At 63.8% G+C, this 17,239-nt stretch carries 17 protein-coding genes; 2 read left to right on the top strand and 15 right to left on the bottom strand.

Annotated features, from left to right (window positions below; translation table 11 throughout):
• Positions 1–43: 43 nt before the first annotated feature.
• Positions 44–802: an SGNH/GDSL hydrolase family protein gene (locus tag AC5ZG1_RS16035; protein ID WP_130229010.1), complete on the bottom strand. Its 759-nt coding sequence runs from the start codon at positions 800–802 to the stop codon at positions 44–46.
• Entirely contained in the window at positions 799–2,049 is a 1,251-nt protein-coding gene (locus AC5ZG1_RS16030) for an OpgC domain-containing protein (RefSeq protein ID WP_130229009.1), read from the bottom strand. Before AC5ZG1_RS16030 ends, AC5ZG1_RS16035 begins: the two co-directional genes overlap by 4 nt.
• A 226-nt stretch (positions 2,050–2,275) precedes the next feature.
• Between AC5ZG1_RS16030 and apaG the strand changes: the two genes are divergently transcribed.
• Positions 2,276–2,668: a Co2+/Mg2+ efflux facilitator ApaG/CorD gene (gene apaG / locus AC5ZG1_RS16025; protein ID WP_496133445.1), complete on the top strand. Its 393-nt coding sequence runs from the start codon at positions 2,276–2,278 to the stop codon at positions 2,666–2,668.
• Positions 2,669–2,786: 118 nt separating this feature from the next.
• Here apaG and AC5ZG1_RS16020 read toward each other — a convergent pair whose 3' ends face one another.
• From AC5ZG1_RS16020 to AC5ZG1_RS16010, 3 genes are all read right to left on the bottom strand, one after another.
• On the bottom strand, positions 2,787–3,785 hold the full coding sequence (locus tag AC5ZG1_RS16020) for an Hsp33 family molecular chaperone (protein ID WP_028163458.1): 999 nt from the start codon (positions 3,783–3,785) through the stop codon (positions 2,787–2,789).
• 212 nt (positions 3,786–3,997) lie between these two features.
• Positions 3,998–4,924 carry an ornithine carbamoyltransferase gene (gene argF / locus AC5ZG1_RS16015; protein ID WP_496133444.1) on the bottom strand — a complete coding sequence of 309 codons (927 nt, stop codon included), beginning with the start codon at positions 4,922–4,924 and terminating at the stop codon, positions 3,998–4,000.
• Entirely contained in the window at positions 4,924–6,132 is a 1,209-nt protein-coding gene (locus AC5ZG1_RS16010; RefSeq protein WP_496133443.1) for an aspartate aminotransferase family protein, read from the bottom strand. The genes argF and AC5ZG1_RS16010 overlap by 1 nt, the downstream gene beginning before the upstream one ends.
• A 498-nt stretch (positions 6,133–6,630) precedes the next feature.
• Between AC5ZG1_RS16010 and AC5ZG1_RS16005 the strand changes: the two genes are divergently transcribed.
• Positions 6,631–7,146, top strand: a complete 516-nt coding sequence (locus AC5ZG1_RS16005) for a GcrA family cell cycle regulator (RefSeq protein WP_028163455.1) — start codon at positions 6,631–6,633, stop codon at positions 7,144–7,146.
• 120 nt (positions 7,147–7,266) lie between these two features.
• On the opposite strand, the gene phoB is transcribed toward AC5ZG1_RS16005, so the two are convergent.
• The 10 genes from phoB to AC5ZG1_RS15955 all read right to left on the bottom strand — a co-directional run bounded on the left by phoB (position 7,267) and on the right by AC5ZG1_RS15955 (position 17,232).
• Entirely contained in the window at positions 7,267–7,974 is a 708-nt protein-coding gene (phoB, locus tag AC5ZG1_RS16000; protein WP_028163454.1) for a phosphate regulon transcriptional regulator PhoB, read from the bottom strand.
• Between the two features lie 116 nt (positions 7,975–8,090).
• Positions 8,091–8,807, bottom strand: a complete 717-nt coding sequence (gene phoU / locus AC5ZG1_RS15995) for a phosphate signaling complex protein PhoU (RefSeq protein WP_028163453.1) — start codon at positions 8,805–8,807, stop codon at positions 8,091–8,093.
• A gap of 11 nt (positions 8,808–8,818) precedes the next feature.
• On the bottom strand, positions 8,819–9,640 hold the full coding sequence (pstB, locus tag AC5ZG1_RS15990) for a phosphate ABC transporter ATP-binding protein PstB (RefSeq protein ID WP_028163452.1): 822 nt from the start codon (positions 9,638–9,640) through the stop codon (positions 8,819–8,821).
• Positions 9,637–10,482 (bottom strand): phosphate ABC transporter permease PstA, encoded by an 846-nt coding sequence (pstA, locus tag AC5ZG1_RS15985; RefSeq protein WP_028163451.1) that lies wholly within the window; start codon positions 10,480–10,482, stop codon positions 9,637–9,639. The genes pstB and pstA overlap by 4 nt, the downstream gene beginning before the upstream one ends.
• A gap of 1 nt (position 10,483) precedes the next feature.
• Positions 10,484–11,473, bottom strand: coding sequence for a phosphate ABC transporter permease subunit PstC (gene pstC, locus AC5ZG1_RS15980; RefSeq protein WP_456640681.1), 990 nt, complete (start codon positions 11,471–11,473; stop codon positions 10,484–10,486).
• 201 nt (positions 11,474–11,674) lie between these two features.
• Positions 11,675–12,685 carry a phosphate ABC transporter substrate-binding protein PstS gene (gene pstS, locus AC5ZG1_RS15975; protein ID WP_028163449.1) on the bottom strand — a complete coding sequence of 337 codons (1,011 nt, stop codon included), beginning with the start codon at positions 12,683–12,685 and terminating at the stop codon, positions 11,675–11,677.
• A 143-nt stretch (positions 12,686–12,828) separates the two neighbouring features.
• Positions 12,829–14,127, bottom strand: coding sequence for an ATP-binding protein (locus tag AC5ZG1_RS15970; protein WP_496133442.1), 1,299 nt, complete (start codon positions 14,125–14,127; stop codon positions 12,829–12,831).
• Positions 14,128–14,159: 32 nt separating this feature from the next.
• Positions 14,160–15,215 (bottom strand): lysylphosphatidylglycerol synthase domain-containing protein, encoded by a 1,056-nt coding sequence (locus AC5ZG1_RS15965; protein WP_208830616.1) that lies wholly within the window; start codon positions 15,213–15,215, stop codon positions 14,160–14,162.
• A 326-nt stretch (positions 15,216–15,541) separates the two neighbouring features.
• Positions 15,542–15,838 (bottom strand): hypothetical protein, encoded by a 297-nt coding sequence (locus AC5ZG1_RS15960; protein WP_028163446.1) that lies wholly within the window; start codon positions 15,836–15,838, stop codon positions 15,542–15,544.
• Entirely contained in the window at positions 15,838–17,232 is a 1,395-nt protein-coding gene (locus AC5ZG1_RS15955) for an OmpA family protein (RefSeq protein WP_496133441.1), read from the bottom strand. Before AC5ZG1_RS15955 ends, AC5ZG1_RS15960 begins: the two co-directional genes overlap by 1 nt.
• Positions 17,233–17,239 lie beyond the last annotated feature (7 nt).

Below are 17,239 nucleotides of genomic sequence, written 5' to 3'. Positions count from 1 at the left end.
TTCGACAAAAAGGGCGGTAGGTCCTCATTAACGCTGGTTCCCTTTAGTTCTGCTGCGCCGGTCCGAGGTGGGCCGCGTCGATCACGAATTTCGACAGCGCACGGCCGAGACAGGCATGCACCCGCTTGGCCAATTCCACGCCGTGGGCGGAGCTGAACAGGTCGAAATCACCAGCATCGTTCCAGTGATGCATGATGGCGAAACGATCAAACAGCGGGACATCATGTTCGTGCGCCGACACCCGCATATTATCTAGGTATGGTGATCCGGAAATCATGCTTTCGGTGCGGGGGCTGTACTGAAGATTGACCAGAACCACGTCGGTTCCCGCCTGTTGCAATGCACCAATTCCCGCGTCCAGAGCGCTGCGAAAGTCGTCGGGATCGGTAGCTCGGATGGCATCGACGGTTCCCGTCTGCCAGATCACCAAAGTAGGCCTTTTTGCTTCTACCAGCTTAACAAGGGTGTCGGCTGTATCCCCCGTGGTTTTGGCGCCCTGCAGTTCTACGGACAGGTTAACGGTCGTGCTGGGCAGGCTTTCCTTCAGCGCCGCCTGCAACTTTGCCGGGTAGGCGCTGGCCTCGGAAGAGGGAATCGTGGAGGAGCGGCTACCGACCACCAGCACATTGAGGGGCTGGCCGCTTCGCACCGCCTCGGCAACCTTGCGCAACGAGCTTTCGGTGGCCAGCAGATTGGCCGGGACGTCGCAGATCTGCTCGGGATCGCCGGCGCGTGCCGGGGCCGCCGACAGATAAACGGCCAGCAATGTCAGGCCTAGCATAGTCCATAAGCCGGACTTCATACCGCCCCTCCCGCCAGGTCGGCATTGCCGCCGGCGCTCTTGTATCGCGCGGCACCTTTGTCGGCGGAGTGTTTGTACCACGAAATCACCCACGCCATGGCGCACATGATGACAATCCCGGTGACGCTGACCAGGAAGTGCATTCCGGCGCCGCCGGACACCTCGGCCAAGATGAAATGCCCGGCAAATGCCAGGAACACACCAAGGCAGAATATCTCAAGGGAGTGCTGGCCGCAGAGGATCAAAGGTCGCAGCCAAGGCGATTTCAGGCCCGGCCAATCCCGGGGCAGGACGCGGACGGTGATGGCCGCCAGCGCCAGGAAATGGGCAAAGCGCAACACGTCTAGATCGGTCTTGTTGATCGGATACATCCACTGCTCGATGCGGCGCGGCACGATGTGGCCGAGCTGCGGCAGATACCAGGACAGCGTGACCAGGAACGCCGCGAACAGATAGACAATGCAGATCCAGAGCGTGATCGGGGAGGCCAGGATGCGCGACATCCTTCTTGCGCCGCCGAGCGCGCACCAGGCGCCGAACACGAACAATAATTGCCAGGCGAACGGATTGAACGCCCAGACGCCGTTCGGATAGGCGCTGAGATAGAGGTCGAAATGCCAGGTCAAGACGTAGAGGCCGGCCGAGAGCGCCAGCGTCACGTCGGTCCGCCATTTCATCAGCCACAGGATCAAGGGTAGGAACAGCATTAGCACGATGTAGAGCGGCAGCACGTCCATGTTGACGGGACGGAAGCGCAACAGCAGCGCCTGGACGATGGTGACATCGGGCTGCTTGAGGAAATCCATGATCCCCATCTCTTCGGTGTAGAGCGGGTTCTCGAAGCGGGTGGCGACGTAGGAGATTTCCGCAAGAAAGATCGTGAACAGGAACACGTGGGCGACATAAATCTGCCAGACGCGGCGCAGGATGCGCGCGGTCGCCACCACGAAGCCGGCCTGAAGCATCGCACGGCCATAGACGAAGGCCGCGGTGTAGCCGGAGATGAAGATGAAAATCTCGGTCGCGTCGGAGAAGCCGTAATTGCGGATCGTGAGCCAGGTCAGAATGTTCGTCGGCAAATGGTCGATGAAGATCAGCCACAGCGCGAGCCCGCGGAACAAATCCAGCCGCAATTCGCGCTCGGAGGTCGCGGGCATCGTGATCGCGGGCGCGGCGGCGACCGCTGCGCTCGCGTCCTTGGCGTCGGCAAGCTGCGTTCCGGAAATTGGATCGGCAATCGACGTCATCGGGCACCATGACCGTGCGAAGTTTTGCGCCGCCCCGACTCAAAAGGATAATATCCGCCCGCCACTTGCGGACAAGATACGGGATTGACGCGGATGCTCGCGCCTTTAGAGCGGAACTATGGTCAAACGGGGATGAAAAACAGTAACCGCCCAACTTCGTCACCAAGTGCGACGATTGGTTCCGACGGACTTATTGGCTATGATGCGAGTTGAGGAGACTGGAAAAGTGTACCGCGCCGTCACCCGCGACATCGAAGTCACCGTCGAGCCGAACTTCCTGCCGGAACGTTCGTCGAGTGAAAACCGGCAATATTTCTGGTCCTACACCATCGTCATCACCAATTCCGGCACCGAGACGGTGCAACTGCGCACCCGATACTGGCTCATCACCGACGCCACCGGCCGCCAGCAGGAAGTGCGCGGCGAGGGCGTGGTCGGCGAGCAGCCGGTGCTCGCGCCGGGCGAGCGCTTCGAATACACTTCGGGCGTGCCGCTGCCGACCGAATCCGGCTTCATGAGCGGCCGCTACCAGATGGTGAGCGAAAGCGGCGAACGGTTCGAGATCGACGTGCCGACATTTTCGCTCGACAGCCCGGACGGGAAGAGGGTGCTGAATTGACGAGCGCTCGCGCTCGTCATCACCGGGCTTGACCCGGTGATTCATCTCTTCAAAAGAATTTTTCAGGCGAGATGGATGGCCGGGTCAAGCCCGGCCATGACACGCGGAGTTTAGCGCCCTACTCCACCCCGGCCTCTTCCGGCGTGAATTCGTACACCGACGAGCAGAACTCGCAGGTGACGACGACCCTGCCGTCCTTCACCATGTCGGCGCGGTCCTTCGCCGTAAAGCTTTTCAGCATCGAGGACACCGCCTCGCGCGAGCAGGAGCATTGCGCGCGCAGCGGCAGAGGCGTGAACACGCGCACGCCGCGCTCGTGGAACAGGCGGTACAATAGCCGCTCGCCCGACAGATCCGGATCGAGCAGTTCGACGTCCTCGACCGTTCCGATCAGCGACTGCCCCTCGACCCAGGCATCGTCTTCCGGAACCTCATGGGCGGCCGTTCCTTCGGGCGCATCGCCAGGATGCAGATCGGCCTGCCGCGCGCGCTCCGGCGCCTTCGGCAGGAACTGCAGCAGCATGCCGCCGGCGCGCCAGCGAACCTTGCCGCCGTCGCCGCCGCGCCATTCCTCGCCAACTGCAAGGCGCACGCGCGTCGGGATCTGCTCCGAGCGCAGGAAATACTCATGCGCTGCGTCCTCGAGGCTGCCGCCATGGAGCGCGACCAGGCCCTGATAGCGGCTCATGTCCGGCCCCTGGTCGATGGTCATCGCGAGATGGCCCTTGCCGAGCAGCGCGCCGGAGTCGAGCCCGTCCTGCAATCGCGTCGCATCGTAGCGCGCATAGGCGCGCAGCCGATCGGGCGCCTTGAAATCGACGATCAGGAACGAGACCGGGCCGTCGGTCCGGGTCTGCAGGATGAAACGGCCGTCGAACTTCAGGGATGAACCGAGCAGCGTCGTCAGCACGATCGCCTCGCCGAGCAATTTGCCGACAGCAGGCGGATAATCATGCTTGTGCAGGATGTCGTCGAGGGCGGGACCGAGCCGCGTCAGCCGCCCACGCAGATCGAGTGCATCGACCTCGAATGGCAGCACCGCGTCGTCGACCGGAACGGCCGATGGCGCCCGGGTCGGTGTTTCCGTGATCTTGATGTCGGGGGATTGTGAAACCATGGCGCTCTATCTGGGGTCTTGAGAGGCGAAACGAAAGGGGTTCACATCTATCGTTGTTAGCCGTCATCCCCGCGAAAGCAGGGATCCATAACCACCGATGTGAGCATTGTGAAAAGCTGGGGCCGCAGCTTGATGCAACAACTCACATCGGTGGTTATGGATCCCGGCTCGCGCTTCGCTTGGCCGGGACGACAGCTATCTTGGCGGCGCGCTTACGCGACCGCGTCAAAACACCAGGCCAGAATGCCCTTTTGCGCATGCAGGCGGTTCTCGGCCTCGTCGAACACCACCGATTGCGGACCGTCGATCACCTCGTCGGTGACTTCCTCGCCGCGATGCGCCGGCAGGCAATGCATGAACAAAGCATCGGGCTTCGCCAGCGACATCAGCTTGGCATTGACCTGATACGGTCGGAGCAGATTGTGCCGGTGCTCGCCGTCCTTGTCGCCCATCGACACCCAGGTGTCGGTGACGACGCAGTCGGCGCCGCGCACGGCCTCCTCTGGGTCGTTGCCGAGCACGATCGGCGCCTGGGTCGCCTTGATCCAGTCGCGCATCGCCTTGTTCGGCGCGAGCTGCGGCGGCGTCGCGATATTGAGGGCGAACTTGAAACGCTCGGCGGCATGCGCCCATGACGCCAGCACGTTGTTGTCGTCACCGGTCCACGCCACGGTCTTGCCCTCGATCGAACCGCGACGCTCCTCGAACGTCATCAGGTCGGCCATCACCTGGCAGGGATGCGAGCGGCGCGTCAGCCCGTTGATCACGGGGACGGTGGCATGCGCGGCGAGCTCCAAGAGCGCATCGTGGTTGAGGATGCGGATCATGATCGCATCGACATAGCGCGACAGTACGCGCGCGGTGTCGGCGATGGTCTCGCCACGGCCGAGCTGCATCTCGGCGCCGGTGAGCATGATCGATTCACCGCCAAGCTGGCGCATGCCGACGTCGAACGACACTCGCGTGCGGGTCGAAGGACGCTCGAAGATCATCGCCAGCGTCTTGCCTTCGAGCGGCTTCGTGGCCCGCTCATGCGCCTTCAGTCTCGCCTTCATGGCGGCGCCGGCGTCCAGCATGGCGCGCAGCTCGTTGAGCGACATTTCGTTGATGTCGAGGAAGTGACGGGGCGCCTTGCTCATCATCCCGCTGCCTTCTTCGACGGTCCGCTTGAGAGCGCGGTGCAGGCGCGCTCCAGACAACCGATGGCGTGCTCGATCTCGGCCTCGCTGACGATCAGCGGCGCGAGGAAGCGCACCACATTATCGCCGGCGCCGACTGTGAGCAGCTTCTGCTCGCGCAGGGCGTTGACGAGGTCGCCGGAGGGCACCACGGCCTTGACGCCGATCAGAAGCCCCTCGCCGCGCACGTCCGCGAGAATGGACGGATAGCGGTCAACCGCGGAGGCGAGCTTCTGCTTGAGCAGGAGCGACATCTTCTGCACCTGATCGAAGAAGCCGGGCTTCAGCATCACATCGAGCACGGCGCCGGCGGCCGCGACCGCGAGCGGATTGCCGCCGAAGGTCGAGCCATGCGAACCCGCCGTCATGCCGGACGCAGCTTCCGCGGTCGCAAGGAAGGCGCCGATCGGAAAGCCGCCGCCGAGCGCCTTGGCCAGCGACATCACGTCAGGGGTGACCCCGATGCGCTTGTAGGCGAAGAGATCGCCGGTGCGGCCCATGCCGGTCTGCACCTCGTCGAACGCGAGCAATAGGCCATGCTCGTCGCAGAGCTGGCGCAGCGCCTTGAAGAAGGCCGGCGGCGCGGAGCGCACGCCGCCTTCGCCCTGCACCGGCTCGATCAGGATGCCTGCGGTCTCTGGACCGATCGCGCGTTTCACCGCTTCGATATCGCCATGCGGCACCTGGTCGAAGCCGTCCATCGGCGGACCGAAGCCCTCGAGATATTTAGCGGCGCCGGTCGCGGCGAGTGTCGCGAGCGTGCGGCCATGGAAGGCGCCTTCGAAGGTGATGATGCGGTAGCGCTCCGGATGCCCCTTCGAGAAGTGATAGTGACGCACGACCTTGATCACGCCCTCCATCGCTTCCGCGCCGGAATTGCAGAAGAACACGAAGTCCGCAAAACTCTGCTCGCACAGCCGCGCGGCAAGCTTCTCGCCGTCCGGGCTCTTGAACAGGTTCGACATGTGCCAGAGCTTCGTCGCCTGTTCCTGCAGCGCCTTCACCAGATGCGGATGGGCATGGCCGAGCGCGTTCACCGCGACGCCGGAGGTGAAGTCGAGATAACGCTCGCCTTTGGTCGAGATCAGCCAACAGCCTTCGCCGCGTTCGAAGCCGAGATCGGCCCTGGCAAAAACGGGAAGCAGATGCGACGTGGCGCGGTCAGTCATGGCGATCACTGAAGGGTTCAGACAAGCCTTTCAGACAAGCCCCGGCGGCGTGCAGCGATGCAGACACGCGGCTGGAGCTCATCCAGCGAAAACAAAACGTGCCGCCTTTGCAGGGCGGCACGTGAAGGCATTCTATGCGCGCGGCGGGTGCTGTCAATCGCCACGAAGCCGCCAGGCTGCGCTGCAAAGTGCCGGTAATCCGCAGTTTTCCGGTGTGGTGGAAAAGCCCGATTGCAATCCCTAAATGTCGGAACATGTGGACGCATAGGCGCGGACTCTTGCGCCAGAGTCACGCCATATTGTAGCGTCTGGCCTGTCGGGTACGACATCTCGTGCGGCAGTTTTGATCCCTTAGAGTCCTTTGTGTGCGGCGTACACGTTCGGGTGCGGTTTTCGTGCCCGGCGAGCCTTAAGGGATTCTGCCCGCAGGGATTTTTGAGATTAGGCATCGCAGCGCTGTCCCAGGATCGGCCGGCGCAACGCGAAGGGAAAGATGCGATGACGGTATTGACCTGGTCCGACGAACGCGTCGAGCAGTTGAAAAAGCTCTGGGAAGGTGGCCTTTCGGCCAGCCAGATCGCTGCGGAACTGGGCAACGTGACCCGCAATGCGGTGATCGGCAAGGTGCACCGGCTCGGCCTCTCGGGCCGCGCCAAGAGTCCTGCTGCAGCCGCGCCGCGGCAGCGCAAGGCGCGTCCCGCACAGCCGATGATGCGCGTGGCACGTCCGGTCTCCCGCGGCAACACCGCGCTCGCCCACGCCTTCGAGGTGGAGGTGGAAGCGGACCCTATCGCCTACGACAATGTCGTACCGATGAGCCAGCGGCTGTCGCTGCTCGAATTGAACGAGGCCACCTGCCACTGGCCGGTCGGCGATCCCTCGAGCCCGGAATTCTTCTTCTGCGGCGGCAAGGCGCTTCCCGGCCTGCCCTATTGCGCGCACCACTCCCGCATCGCCTACCAGCCGGCGGCTGACCGCCGCCGTCCGACGGTCAAGCCGTCACAAGGCAAGTAAGCCGACGACGGATCGTAGCTCGGGTGGAGCGCAGCGCAACCCGGGAACGCTGTATCGGCAGGTCCAAATTTCCCCGGGTTACGCTTTGCTGCACCCGGGCTACGGATTGAGGTCGCCGGTTTACGACTGCTCGGCCTTCGCGAAGCGATCATCGAGCGCGTAGCCCGCGCCGCGGACGGTGCGGATCGGGTCCTGCTCGCGGCCGGGATTGAGCAATTTGCGCAGGCGGCCGATGTGAACGTCGACGGTGCGCTCGTCGATATAGATGTCGCGGCCCCAAACGCTGTCGAGCAGCTGCTCGCGGCTGAACACGCGGCCGGGATGCTCCAGGAAGAACTCCAGCAGGCGATATTCGGTCGGGCCGAGATCGATCGGGCGGCCCGAGCGCGCAACGCGGCGCTTCTCGCGGTCGAGTTCGATGTCGCCATAGGTGAGCACGGTGGCGAGCCGCTCCGGGCTTGCCCGGCGCAACAGGCCCTTCACCCGCGCGAGCAGTTCAGGCACCGAGAACGGCTTGACGATGTAGTCGTCGGCACCGGTCGCCAGCCCCCTCACGCGCTCGCTTTCCTCGCCGCGCGCGGTCAGCATGATGATCGGGAGCTGCTTGGTCTCCGGCCGCGCCCGCAGACGGCGGCACAGCTCGATGCCGGAGAGTCCCGGCAGCATCCAGTCGAGCACGACAAGGTCGGGAATACGTTCCTTGAGCCTTGTGTCCGCATCGTCTCCACGGGCGACCGTTTCGACATCATAGCCTTCTGCATCGAGATTGTAGCGCAACAGCGTCGTCAGCGCTTCTTCGTCTTCGACCACCAGAATGCGTGCGCTCATCGGCTTGGCTTCTCCTATAGCGGGATGACTCTCTGCTTGAATCGTCATCCCACTCTTCCTTTGATGTTTGAGCAGGATCTTGGCGGAAAGCCGGCGTCGACTTTCCGGATGTTGCTCTAGTTGCCCGGAACGGTCGTGGCGAACGTCGTCATATCCCCCTTCGGCCGCTTGTCGGTGATCTGCTGACCCTCGATCATGTAGAAGACCGTTTCCGCGATGTTGGTGGCGTGGTCGCCGATCCGCTCGATATTCTTGGCGCAGAACATCAGGTGGATGCAGAACGAGATGTTGCGCGGATCTTCCATCATGTAGGTGAGGAGCTCGCGGAACAGCGAGGTGCAGATCGCGTCCACCTCCTCGTCGCTCTTCCAGACGTTCATCGCCGCCGGCAGATCGTGCGCGGCATAGGCGTCGAGCACGGACTTGACCTGCGACAGCACGAGGTCGGTCATGTGCTCCAGGCCGCGGATCAACTTCAGCGGCTGGAAGTCGTTCTCCAGCGCGGCGACGCGCTTGCCCATGTTCTTGGCGAGGTCGCCGATCCGCTCGAGGTCGGTCGCCACCCGCATCGCGCCGACGATCTCGCGCAAGTCGACAGCCATCGGCTGGCGGCGGGCGATCGTCAGCACGGCGCGCTCCTCGATCACGCGCTGCAGGCTGTCGATCTCGATGTCGGAAGCGACGACACGCTTGCCGAGCGCGACGTCGCGGCGGATCAGCGCATCGACGGATTCGGTGATCATCCGTTCGACCAGCCCGCCCATCTCTGCGACCAGACGGGTCAGTTCCTGAAGATCGCTGTCGAATGCCTTGGCGGTATGTTCAGAAGCCATGATGTCCCTCCTCAACCAAACCGGCCGGTGATGTAGTCCTGGGTGCGTCGATCGCTCGGCGAGGTGAAGATCTTGCTGGTGTCGTCGAACTCGATCAGTTCGCCCAGATACATGAACGCAGTCTTGTCGGAGACGCGCGCCGCCTGCTGCATGTTATGCGTGACGATCGCGATCGTGTAGTCCTCCGACAATTCCTGGATCAACTCCTCGACCTTGGCGGTCGAGATCGGATCGAGCGCCGAGCAGGGCTCGTCGAACAGGATAACTTCGGGCCGCACCGCAACCGTGCGGGCGATGCAGAGGCGCTGCTGCTGGCCGCCGGAGAGGCTCAGGCCGGAGGCGTTGAGCTTGTCCTTGACCTCGTTCCACAGCGCACCGCCGCGCAGCGCTTTCTCGACGCGGCCGTCCATTTCAGATTTCGAAATCTTCTCGTAAAGGCGGATGCCGAAGGCGATGTTCTCATAGATCGTCATCGGGAACGGCGTCGGCTTCTGGAACACCATTCCGATCCGCGCCCGCAGCAGGTTGAGGTCGAGCTTGGGGTCGAGGATGTTGGTCTGGTCCAGCATCAACTGGCCGGTGGCGCGCTGGCCGGGATACAGGTCGTACATCCGGTTGAAGATCCGGAGCAGGGTCGACTTGCCGCAGCCGGACGGGCCGATAAAGGCGGTGACGCGGTTGGTGCCGAGCGTCAGGTTGATGTTCTTCAACGCATGGTGCTCGCCGTAATAGAAGTTGAGGCTGCGTGCAGTCACCTTTGGCGCCGCTTCCGGCAGCGACTTCTGGGGAATGGCCGCGCTCGGGCTGGTCGTCGATACGGACAGATCGGTCATTTTGCGCTCCTTTCGGCGCCGAGGATGCGCGCGCCGATGTTGAGCGCGAGCACGGTCAAGGTGATAAGCAAGGCCCCGCTCCAGGCGAGCTCCTTCCAATAGGCGTAGGGGCTCTGCACGAAGTTGTTGATGGTCACCGGCAGGTTCGCCATCGTCTTGGTCAGGTTCAGGCTGAAGAACTGATTGGACAGCGCGGTGAACAACAGCGGGGCGGTCTCACCGGCGACACGGGCGGTCGCCAGCAGCACGCCCGTGATCAGGCCGGAGCGCGCCGCGCGATAGGCGATCCGCTTGATCACCAGCGAGCGCGGAAGGCCAAGCGCGGAGGCCGCTTCGCGCAGCGGGTTGGGGACGAGCAGCAGCATGTCCTCCGTGGTGCGGAGCACGACCGGGATGACGATCACCGCCAGCGCCAGGCAGCCGGCCAGCGCGGAGAAGCCGCCCATCGGCACGACAACCGCGCCATAGATGAACAGGCCGATGATGATCGACGGCGCACTCAAGAGGATGTCGTTGATGAAGCGGATCACCGAGGTGAGCCGATCATGCTTGCCGTATTCGGCCAGATAGGTGCCCGCGAACAGGCCGAGCGGCGCGCCGATGCCGACACCGATCACAGTCATGATCACCGAGCCGACGATCGCGTTCAACAGGCCGCCATCGGTGGAGCCGGGCGGCGGGGTGTTCTTGGTGAAGACGTCGAGGCTGAGGCCGGCGAGACCGTTGTAGAACAGCGTGAACAGGATCAGCGCCAGCCAGGTCACCCCAAACGCGGCAGCGGCGATGCAAAGCCCGCGGATGATGATGTCGTTGCGGCGGCGTGCTTTGTAAATCGGGTTCATGTCAGTTCCCCGCCTTCCTTTCCAGACGCATCAGCATCAGTCGCGCGCAGGCAAGAACAATGAATGTCAGCACGAACAGCAAGAGGCCGAGCAGGATCAGGCCCGACTGGTGCAATCCGTCACTCTCGGCGAATTCGCTGGCGATCGCCGCGGAGATCGTGGTGCCCGGCGCAAAGATCGAGGAGGAGATGCGGAACGAATTGCCGATGATGAAGGTCACGGCCATGGTCTCGCCGAGGGCGCGGCCGAGCGCCAGCATGATGCCGCCGATGACGCCGACGCGGGTATAGGGGATCACGACGTTGCGGACGACTTCCCAGGTGGTGCAGCCGACCCCGTAGGCCGCCTCCTTGAGGACCGGCGGCACCGTCTTGAACACGTCGACCGAGATCGCCGTGATGAAGGGCAGCACCATGATCGCGAGGATCAGCGCGGCGTTGAACAGGCTGAGATAGGATGGCGGGCCTGCGAATATCGCGCCCAGCACCGGCACGCCGTCGAACAGGCGGATCATGAACGGCTGGAACGTATTGGCGAGGAACGGGCCTAGCACGAAGAAGCCCCACATGCCGTAAATGATCGAGGGGATGCCGGCGAGCAGTTCGATCGCGATGCCGATCGGGCGGCGCAGCCATTGTGGGCAGAGCTCGGTGAGGAAGATCGCAATGCCGATGCCAACTGGAATGGCAATCATCATCGCGATGACAGAGGTGATCAGCGTGCCGTAGATCGGCCCGAGCGCGCCGAGCACCGGCGGGTCTGCCGAAGGCGCCCAGCGCTGGGTCCACAGGAACGAGAAGCCGTATTCCTTCATTGCCGGCCACGCGCCGGCGATCAGCGAAAGGATGATACCGCCTAGGATCAGGAGCACCGAAATCGCGCAGGCGCGAGTGATCCAATAGAAGGTGATGTCACCGAGTTTGAAGGCGCTGAGGGCCCTGGCACGATCGTAAGGTCCGGAGGCTGCCATTACGTCGCTTTGAACGGCCATGTCTGCCACGCCAATCCCCTGTGTTTACTCGATCGCAACTTACTGCGCGACCCGTTCTGAACGTTTTCCCGCATCGTCGCAGGATGCACCCCGTCGGGCGTAGACCCGGAATCCACAGCTTCGGTTGCGAAGCGATGGATTCCGGTTTCTCGACGTTGTCGCGCCCGCAGACGACAGGGCGCGACGCTCGCTATGCGAGGCTCAGCTCTTGATGTCCGACGACCAGGTCTTTTCGATCAGCTTGACGACCGGCTCCGGCATCGGGATGTAGTCGAGCTCTTCGGCGGCCTTGCCGCCCTTCTCGAACGACCACTTGAAGAACTTGATGGCTTCGGCCGAGGCCGCCTTATCCGTCGGCTCCTTGTGCATCAGGATGAAGGTCGCCGCGGTGATCGGCCAGGACGCATCGCCCGGCTGGTCGGTCAGGATCACGTAGTAGCCCGGAGCCTTGGCCCAGTCCGCGTTGGAAGCAGCGGCCTGGAACGCAGCAATGGTCGGCTGCACGGTCTTGCCGGCCTTGTTGACCATCGCCGCATAGGTCAGCTTGTTCTGCTTGGCGTAGGCGTATTCGACATAGCCGATGGCGTTCTTGGTCTGGCTGATGTTGCCGGCAACACCCTCGTTGCCCTTGGCGCCAACGCCAACCGGCCACTCGACCGCGGTGCCCGAACCAACCTTGGACTTCCAGTCGGCATTCGACTTGGAGAGGAAGTCGGTGAAGTTGAAGGTGGTGCCCGAACCGTCGGAACGGCGGACCACGGTGATGGCGTCAGAGGGCAGCTTCAGCTTCGGATTGAGCTTGGCGATCGCCGCATCGTCCCACTTGGTGATCTTGCCGAGATAAATGTTGCCGAGCACCTCGCCCGACAGCACCAGTTCGCCCGGCTTGATGCCTTCGAGGTTCACGACCGGCACGATCGCGCCCATCACCATCGGCCACTGGACGAGTCCGTCCTTCTCGAGCTGCTCGGCCTTCAGCGGCGCATCGGTGGCACCGAAGGTCACGGTCTTGGCCTGGATCTGCTTGATGCCGGCGCCGGAGCCGATCGACTGGTAGTTCAGACCGTTGCCAGTCTCCTTCTTGTAGGCGTCCGCCCATTTGGAATAGATCGGGAACGGAAAGGTCGCGCCCGCGCCAGTGATATCGGCCGCAAAGGCCGACGTCGAAACGGCCACCAAGCCGGCAGCGACGATTGTCCTAAAGAAATTCATGGGGTGGTCTCCAATCCTGTGAGCGAAGCGCCGGATGCGCCCGATCGCGCTCACGCCGGTCCGTTTAGGAGCGGTCGATGCTCGTTTTACGAAGGTTGGATGACAGTTGGATGACACATTCAAGCAATTGAAAGTGCTTGATTTTATGCCGCCACAGGGGTCTTCACCTGGGGAAAACAGGCGGTAAAAGTGGCGCCGTTTTTCGGCACGCTTTCGATCAAAAGACGGCCGCGATGACGGTTAAGAATATGTTTCACCAAGGATAATCCAAGCCCGGTTCCGCCCTGGAGGCGGCTGTCGCCGACGTCGACCCGATAGAAGCGCTCGGTCAGCCGCGGCAGGTGTTCCGGGGCGATGCCGGGACCGAAATCCCGCACCAGGACCCGGATCTCCGGGGCGCCCTCGCCGGAGGCGGCCTCCTTCAGCGAGACGATCACCCGGCCGCCGGAGGCGCCGTATTTCAGGGCGTTCTCGATCAGGTTCTCGAACAGCCGCAACAGCTCCTCGCGGTCGCCTGCGATCATGACCGGCGCCTCGGGAAGCTGGATCTCGATCACGACCTGCCGCTCGCGCGCCAGCGGCTCCAGGCCGTCGGCGACCTGGCGGATGATCGGGATCAGGTCGACGCAGGTGTCGGGACGGACATGGGCCGAGAGCTCGACCCGCGACAACGACAACAGATCGTCGATCAGCCGCGCCATCCGCGTAGCCTGGGTATGCATGATGCCGAGGAAGCGCTCCCGCGCCCGCGGATCGTCCCTGGCCGGCCCCTGCAGGGTGTCGATGAAGCCCGACAGCGCCGCGAGCGGCGTCCGCAATTCGTGGCTGGCATTGGCGACGAAGTCGGCGCGCATTTCCTCGACCCGGCGCAGCGGCGTCAGGTCGTGGAAGGTCATCAGCATGCATTTGTCGGTGCCGCCGAACAGGGTCGGCACCGGCACCGGCGTGATCACCAATTCCATCCAGCGATCGACCGGGACATGGTCTAGATAGGTGGCGCGCCGCGGCTCGGTGGTGGCAATCGCCTCGCGCAGCGCGGTGATGATCTCCGGCGAGCGCAGCGCGAACTGGGCCAGCTCGTTCTTGCGCAGCGCCGGCGCCAACTGGGCCGCCGCGGCATTGAGGTGGATCACGCGGCCGGCACGGTCGAGCAGCACGGCCGGGTCCGGCATGCCGGCGACGACGGCGGCAACCGCCCCGTTCTCGACCGGGTTGACGCTGCGGGTGTCCTCGCGGGAGGCCGCCACGTCATGCAGGCGCCAGGGCACCAGCGCCGCGGCGGCGATGCAGAGGAACACCGCAAAGGCGCGGATCAGCGAGAGCTCATCGAGCGCGACCAGCACGCTGAGCGCCAGCCCCGCGGCAAGCAGGACAATGGCCGAGTGCCGCAGCCGGTCGGGCCACGGCGAGAAAAAGGAGGAAGAGGATTCGTGAAGGGCCATTGAGCCGGCTTCTTCCTGTTCAGGCGGCGGCGTCAGGCGCTGGTGTCTCCGCGCTCGCGGACATAAACGGCCTCATGCCGCGGTTTGGCGTCGGAGCCAGCTCCCAAATGGCGCAGGCGCTTGATTCGCGCTCCGAGGATAAGCTCCCGAAACGTCAGCAAGATTACAGATATGACAAAAGGTGAAATATAATAGAGCATCCGGAACAAAAGCATTCCGCCGAGCAGGTCCTCGCGGTCCATCTGCCAGAGGCCGACCAGCATGGCGGCGTCGAATACGCCAAGGCCGCCGGGCGAGTGGCTGGCAAAGCCCAGTAGCGTCGCCGAGACGAAGATCACGGCCACCACGACAAAGCCGAGATTGGGCTCGTCCGGCACCAGCACGTACATCGCCAAGGCGCAGAACCCGAGGTCGATGATGCCGATGCAGATCTGCAAGAGCGTCAGCGGGCCGCCCGGCAGCGTCACTGTCCAGGGCCCGCGCCCGACCACCCGCGGCTGGGTCCAGACCCAGACCACATAGGCCACCAGCGCGACGATGATGGTGAATGCCGCGACCCGATTGAGCCAGGGTGGAAGCTGATCGATCGAGGCGGCGGCTTCCGGATGATAGGCAATCCCGATGCCGAGCACGGCGGCATTGCCGAGCCAGAAGGTCAGCCCGGCCAGGAAGCAGATCTTGGCGACGTCGATCGCGTTCAGCCCCCAGGCCGAATAGATGCGGTAGCGTACCGCCCCGCCGGTGAAGACGCTGGCGCCGACATTGTGCCCGATCGAATAGGAGGTGAAGGCGGCGAGCGCATTGATGCGGTAGGGAACGTGGCTGTGGCCGATCGCGCGCACCGCGAACAGGTCGTAGAAGGTCAGCGTGAAATAGCCGGCCGCCACGAACAGCGCCGCCAGGGCGATCTGGCGCGGCTCGGTACTCTTGATAGCCTCGAGCACCTCGTTGGTGTCGATGCCGCGCAGCATGTGATAGAGCACGTAGCACGCGATCGCGATGACCGTGATGCTAATCGCAACGCCCAATTTGTGCAGGACCTGCTTCTGGCGCAGAAACGCGATCGCCCTGCGGATTGCTTCCAGCATCTAGACCTCGAATTGCGATCCTGCGACGACGGCTATCGGGCGAACCCCGCCGACGCTCCGCTGTTCCCTCCCGCCTGTCGTAGCGCGTTTCGGGTCGAAGTGGAATTCGTCTGGCGACGATAAAACGCGCATCTTCAACACATTAGGGGGAGTTCATGACAGCAGGTGCACAGTTTTGCTGCATTCTCTCCGATCCTACAAGGAGTTGACACGTAGGCGCGGGCCATGGCCAGCCCGGCACCGATGCGACCGAACGTCCCGGCAGCAGCCATCGGGAGCACGAAAACGCGCTTGGCGGCCGCAACTTGCCGCCTCACCCGACCACCTCATCGGGCCGGCTGGCTGCGCGACACCACCCAATCACGCAGCCACGATCCCACCAGGCATCCGGCGAGGTAGAGCGCGAACATGATCAGGAACAGGTCGAGCCAATAGCCGAACCGGCCGGGAACGATGTGGCCGAGCGCAAGGGCGATCAGGATCGCCGCGAGCAGCGCCAGCCATCGCGCCAGCTTTCGTGACACGCCTTCCCCGTGCTGCACCACCGATATCCAGCCCATCGCAAGGCCGATCAACAGCGCCGCGAGCAGCCAACCCCAGAAGAACGTCGCCAGATAGGCCATCACTTCACCACGAAATCGATGCGGCGGTTCTGCGCCTTGCCTTCTTCGCTGTCGTTGCCGGCAAGCGGCTGCGTAGCGCCGTAGCCGACCGCCTGGAAGCGGGTTGGCGGCAGGCCCGCTTTGACCAGATAGTCCATCACCGCCTCGGCGCGCCGTTCCGAGAGCGCCTGGTTGGCGCTCTCGTCGCCGTCGCTGTCGGTGTGACCGGCGATCTCGATCGTGGCATTCGGACAGCGCAGCGCGGTCTCGGTGAGGCGATCGAGCAGGCCCACGGAATCCGCGGAGATATCGGCCTTGCCCGATTCAAAGCGGATCCTCGCCTTCGACAGCAGCTCGGTGAAGAGCTGCTGGCACACGGTCGCATCCACCGGGGAGGCCGCCGGCTTCACCGAAATATCGGCCTTGTACTGCCAGCCTTGCGGAAAATCCCGGCCGAGCCCGGCGCGGATCTGGTTGGCGGCGGCGTCATAGAACGCATCGCCCGACAGCTTCACTTCGCGATCGGTCACCACGAGCGTGCCGGTCGACAGCCGCGACAAGGCGCCGAGCGCGGGCACCACGGCGTTCGCAAAGCCGGAAGGAGCGCCCAGGCTGGCCTTGAGGTTGTCGACGACCTTCTCCGAGAAGAACTTGCGCCCGGCGGCCGCGACGAGCGCGGCATGAGCGTTGTTGTCGGGCACATTGCCGGTGAGCGTCAGCGTCACCGCGACCGGATCCTTGTAGGCCTGGAAGATGTAGGGCGGCGCCTTGATGTCATTGGCTGCGACCGAATAGCCCTCCGGCAGATTCCGTAGCGCGGCCGCGATCGCTTCGCGCCCGCCGAGCTCGCGCGCCATGCCGGACAGGTTGACCTTGGTGTCGGTCAACGTGATCTTGCCATCCTTCAACTTGCCGATCTGGTCGAGCAGCAGCAGCGCCGCACTGTCGAAGCGCGGCGGCGCGCCGCGCGCGAGCGACATCTGGTCGGCGACTTCGACGCTGCCAAGCGTATTGCGGGCCGCTTCGAGCAGCTTGCCCTTGCTCGACGGTAACGGCGCACTGCCGGTGAGCGTCACCCGGACGACGTCGCGCTCGGCCGACCAGACAAATGGCTTTGCTTCGGGAACGAGCCGCGTCTCGTTATTGACGAGGCGCACGCCGGGCACTGCCTCGACGGAGGCCACCGCGCTCTGACGGCCCTCCTCCGAGAATGCCTCGGCGGCAAACGTCACGTCCCGCCCAGCGACCGCGATCCTGCGCTTGTCAAGGATGGTGTCCTTGAGCGCGGCGTTTGATCGCGCGGCGAGATCAGCCTCCACGGTTGCGGTCGTGGTCCAGGCCGCGATACCCCAACAGATGACCAGCGGAATCACGCCCGGCCACCACTTGCGACTCCACTTGAAAAGTTCGTGCATTCGGGGT

The sequence above is a fragment of the Bradyrhizobium sp. Leo78 genome (assembly GCF_059512425.1).
The sequence above is the reverse complement of the archived record's forward strand: the minus strand, read 5'-3'. Positions and strand labels throughout refer to the sequence as shown.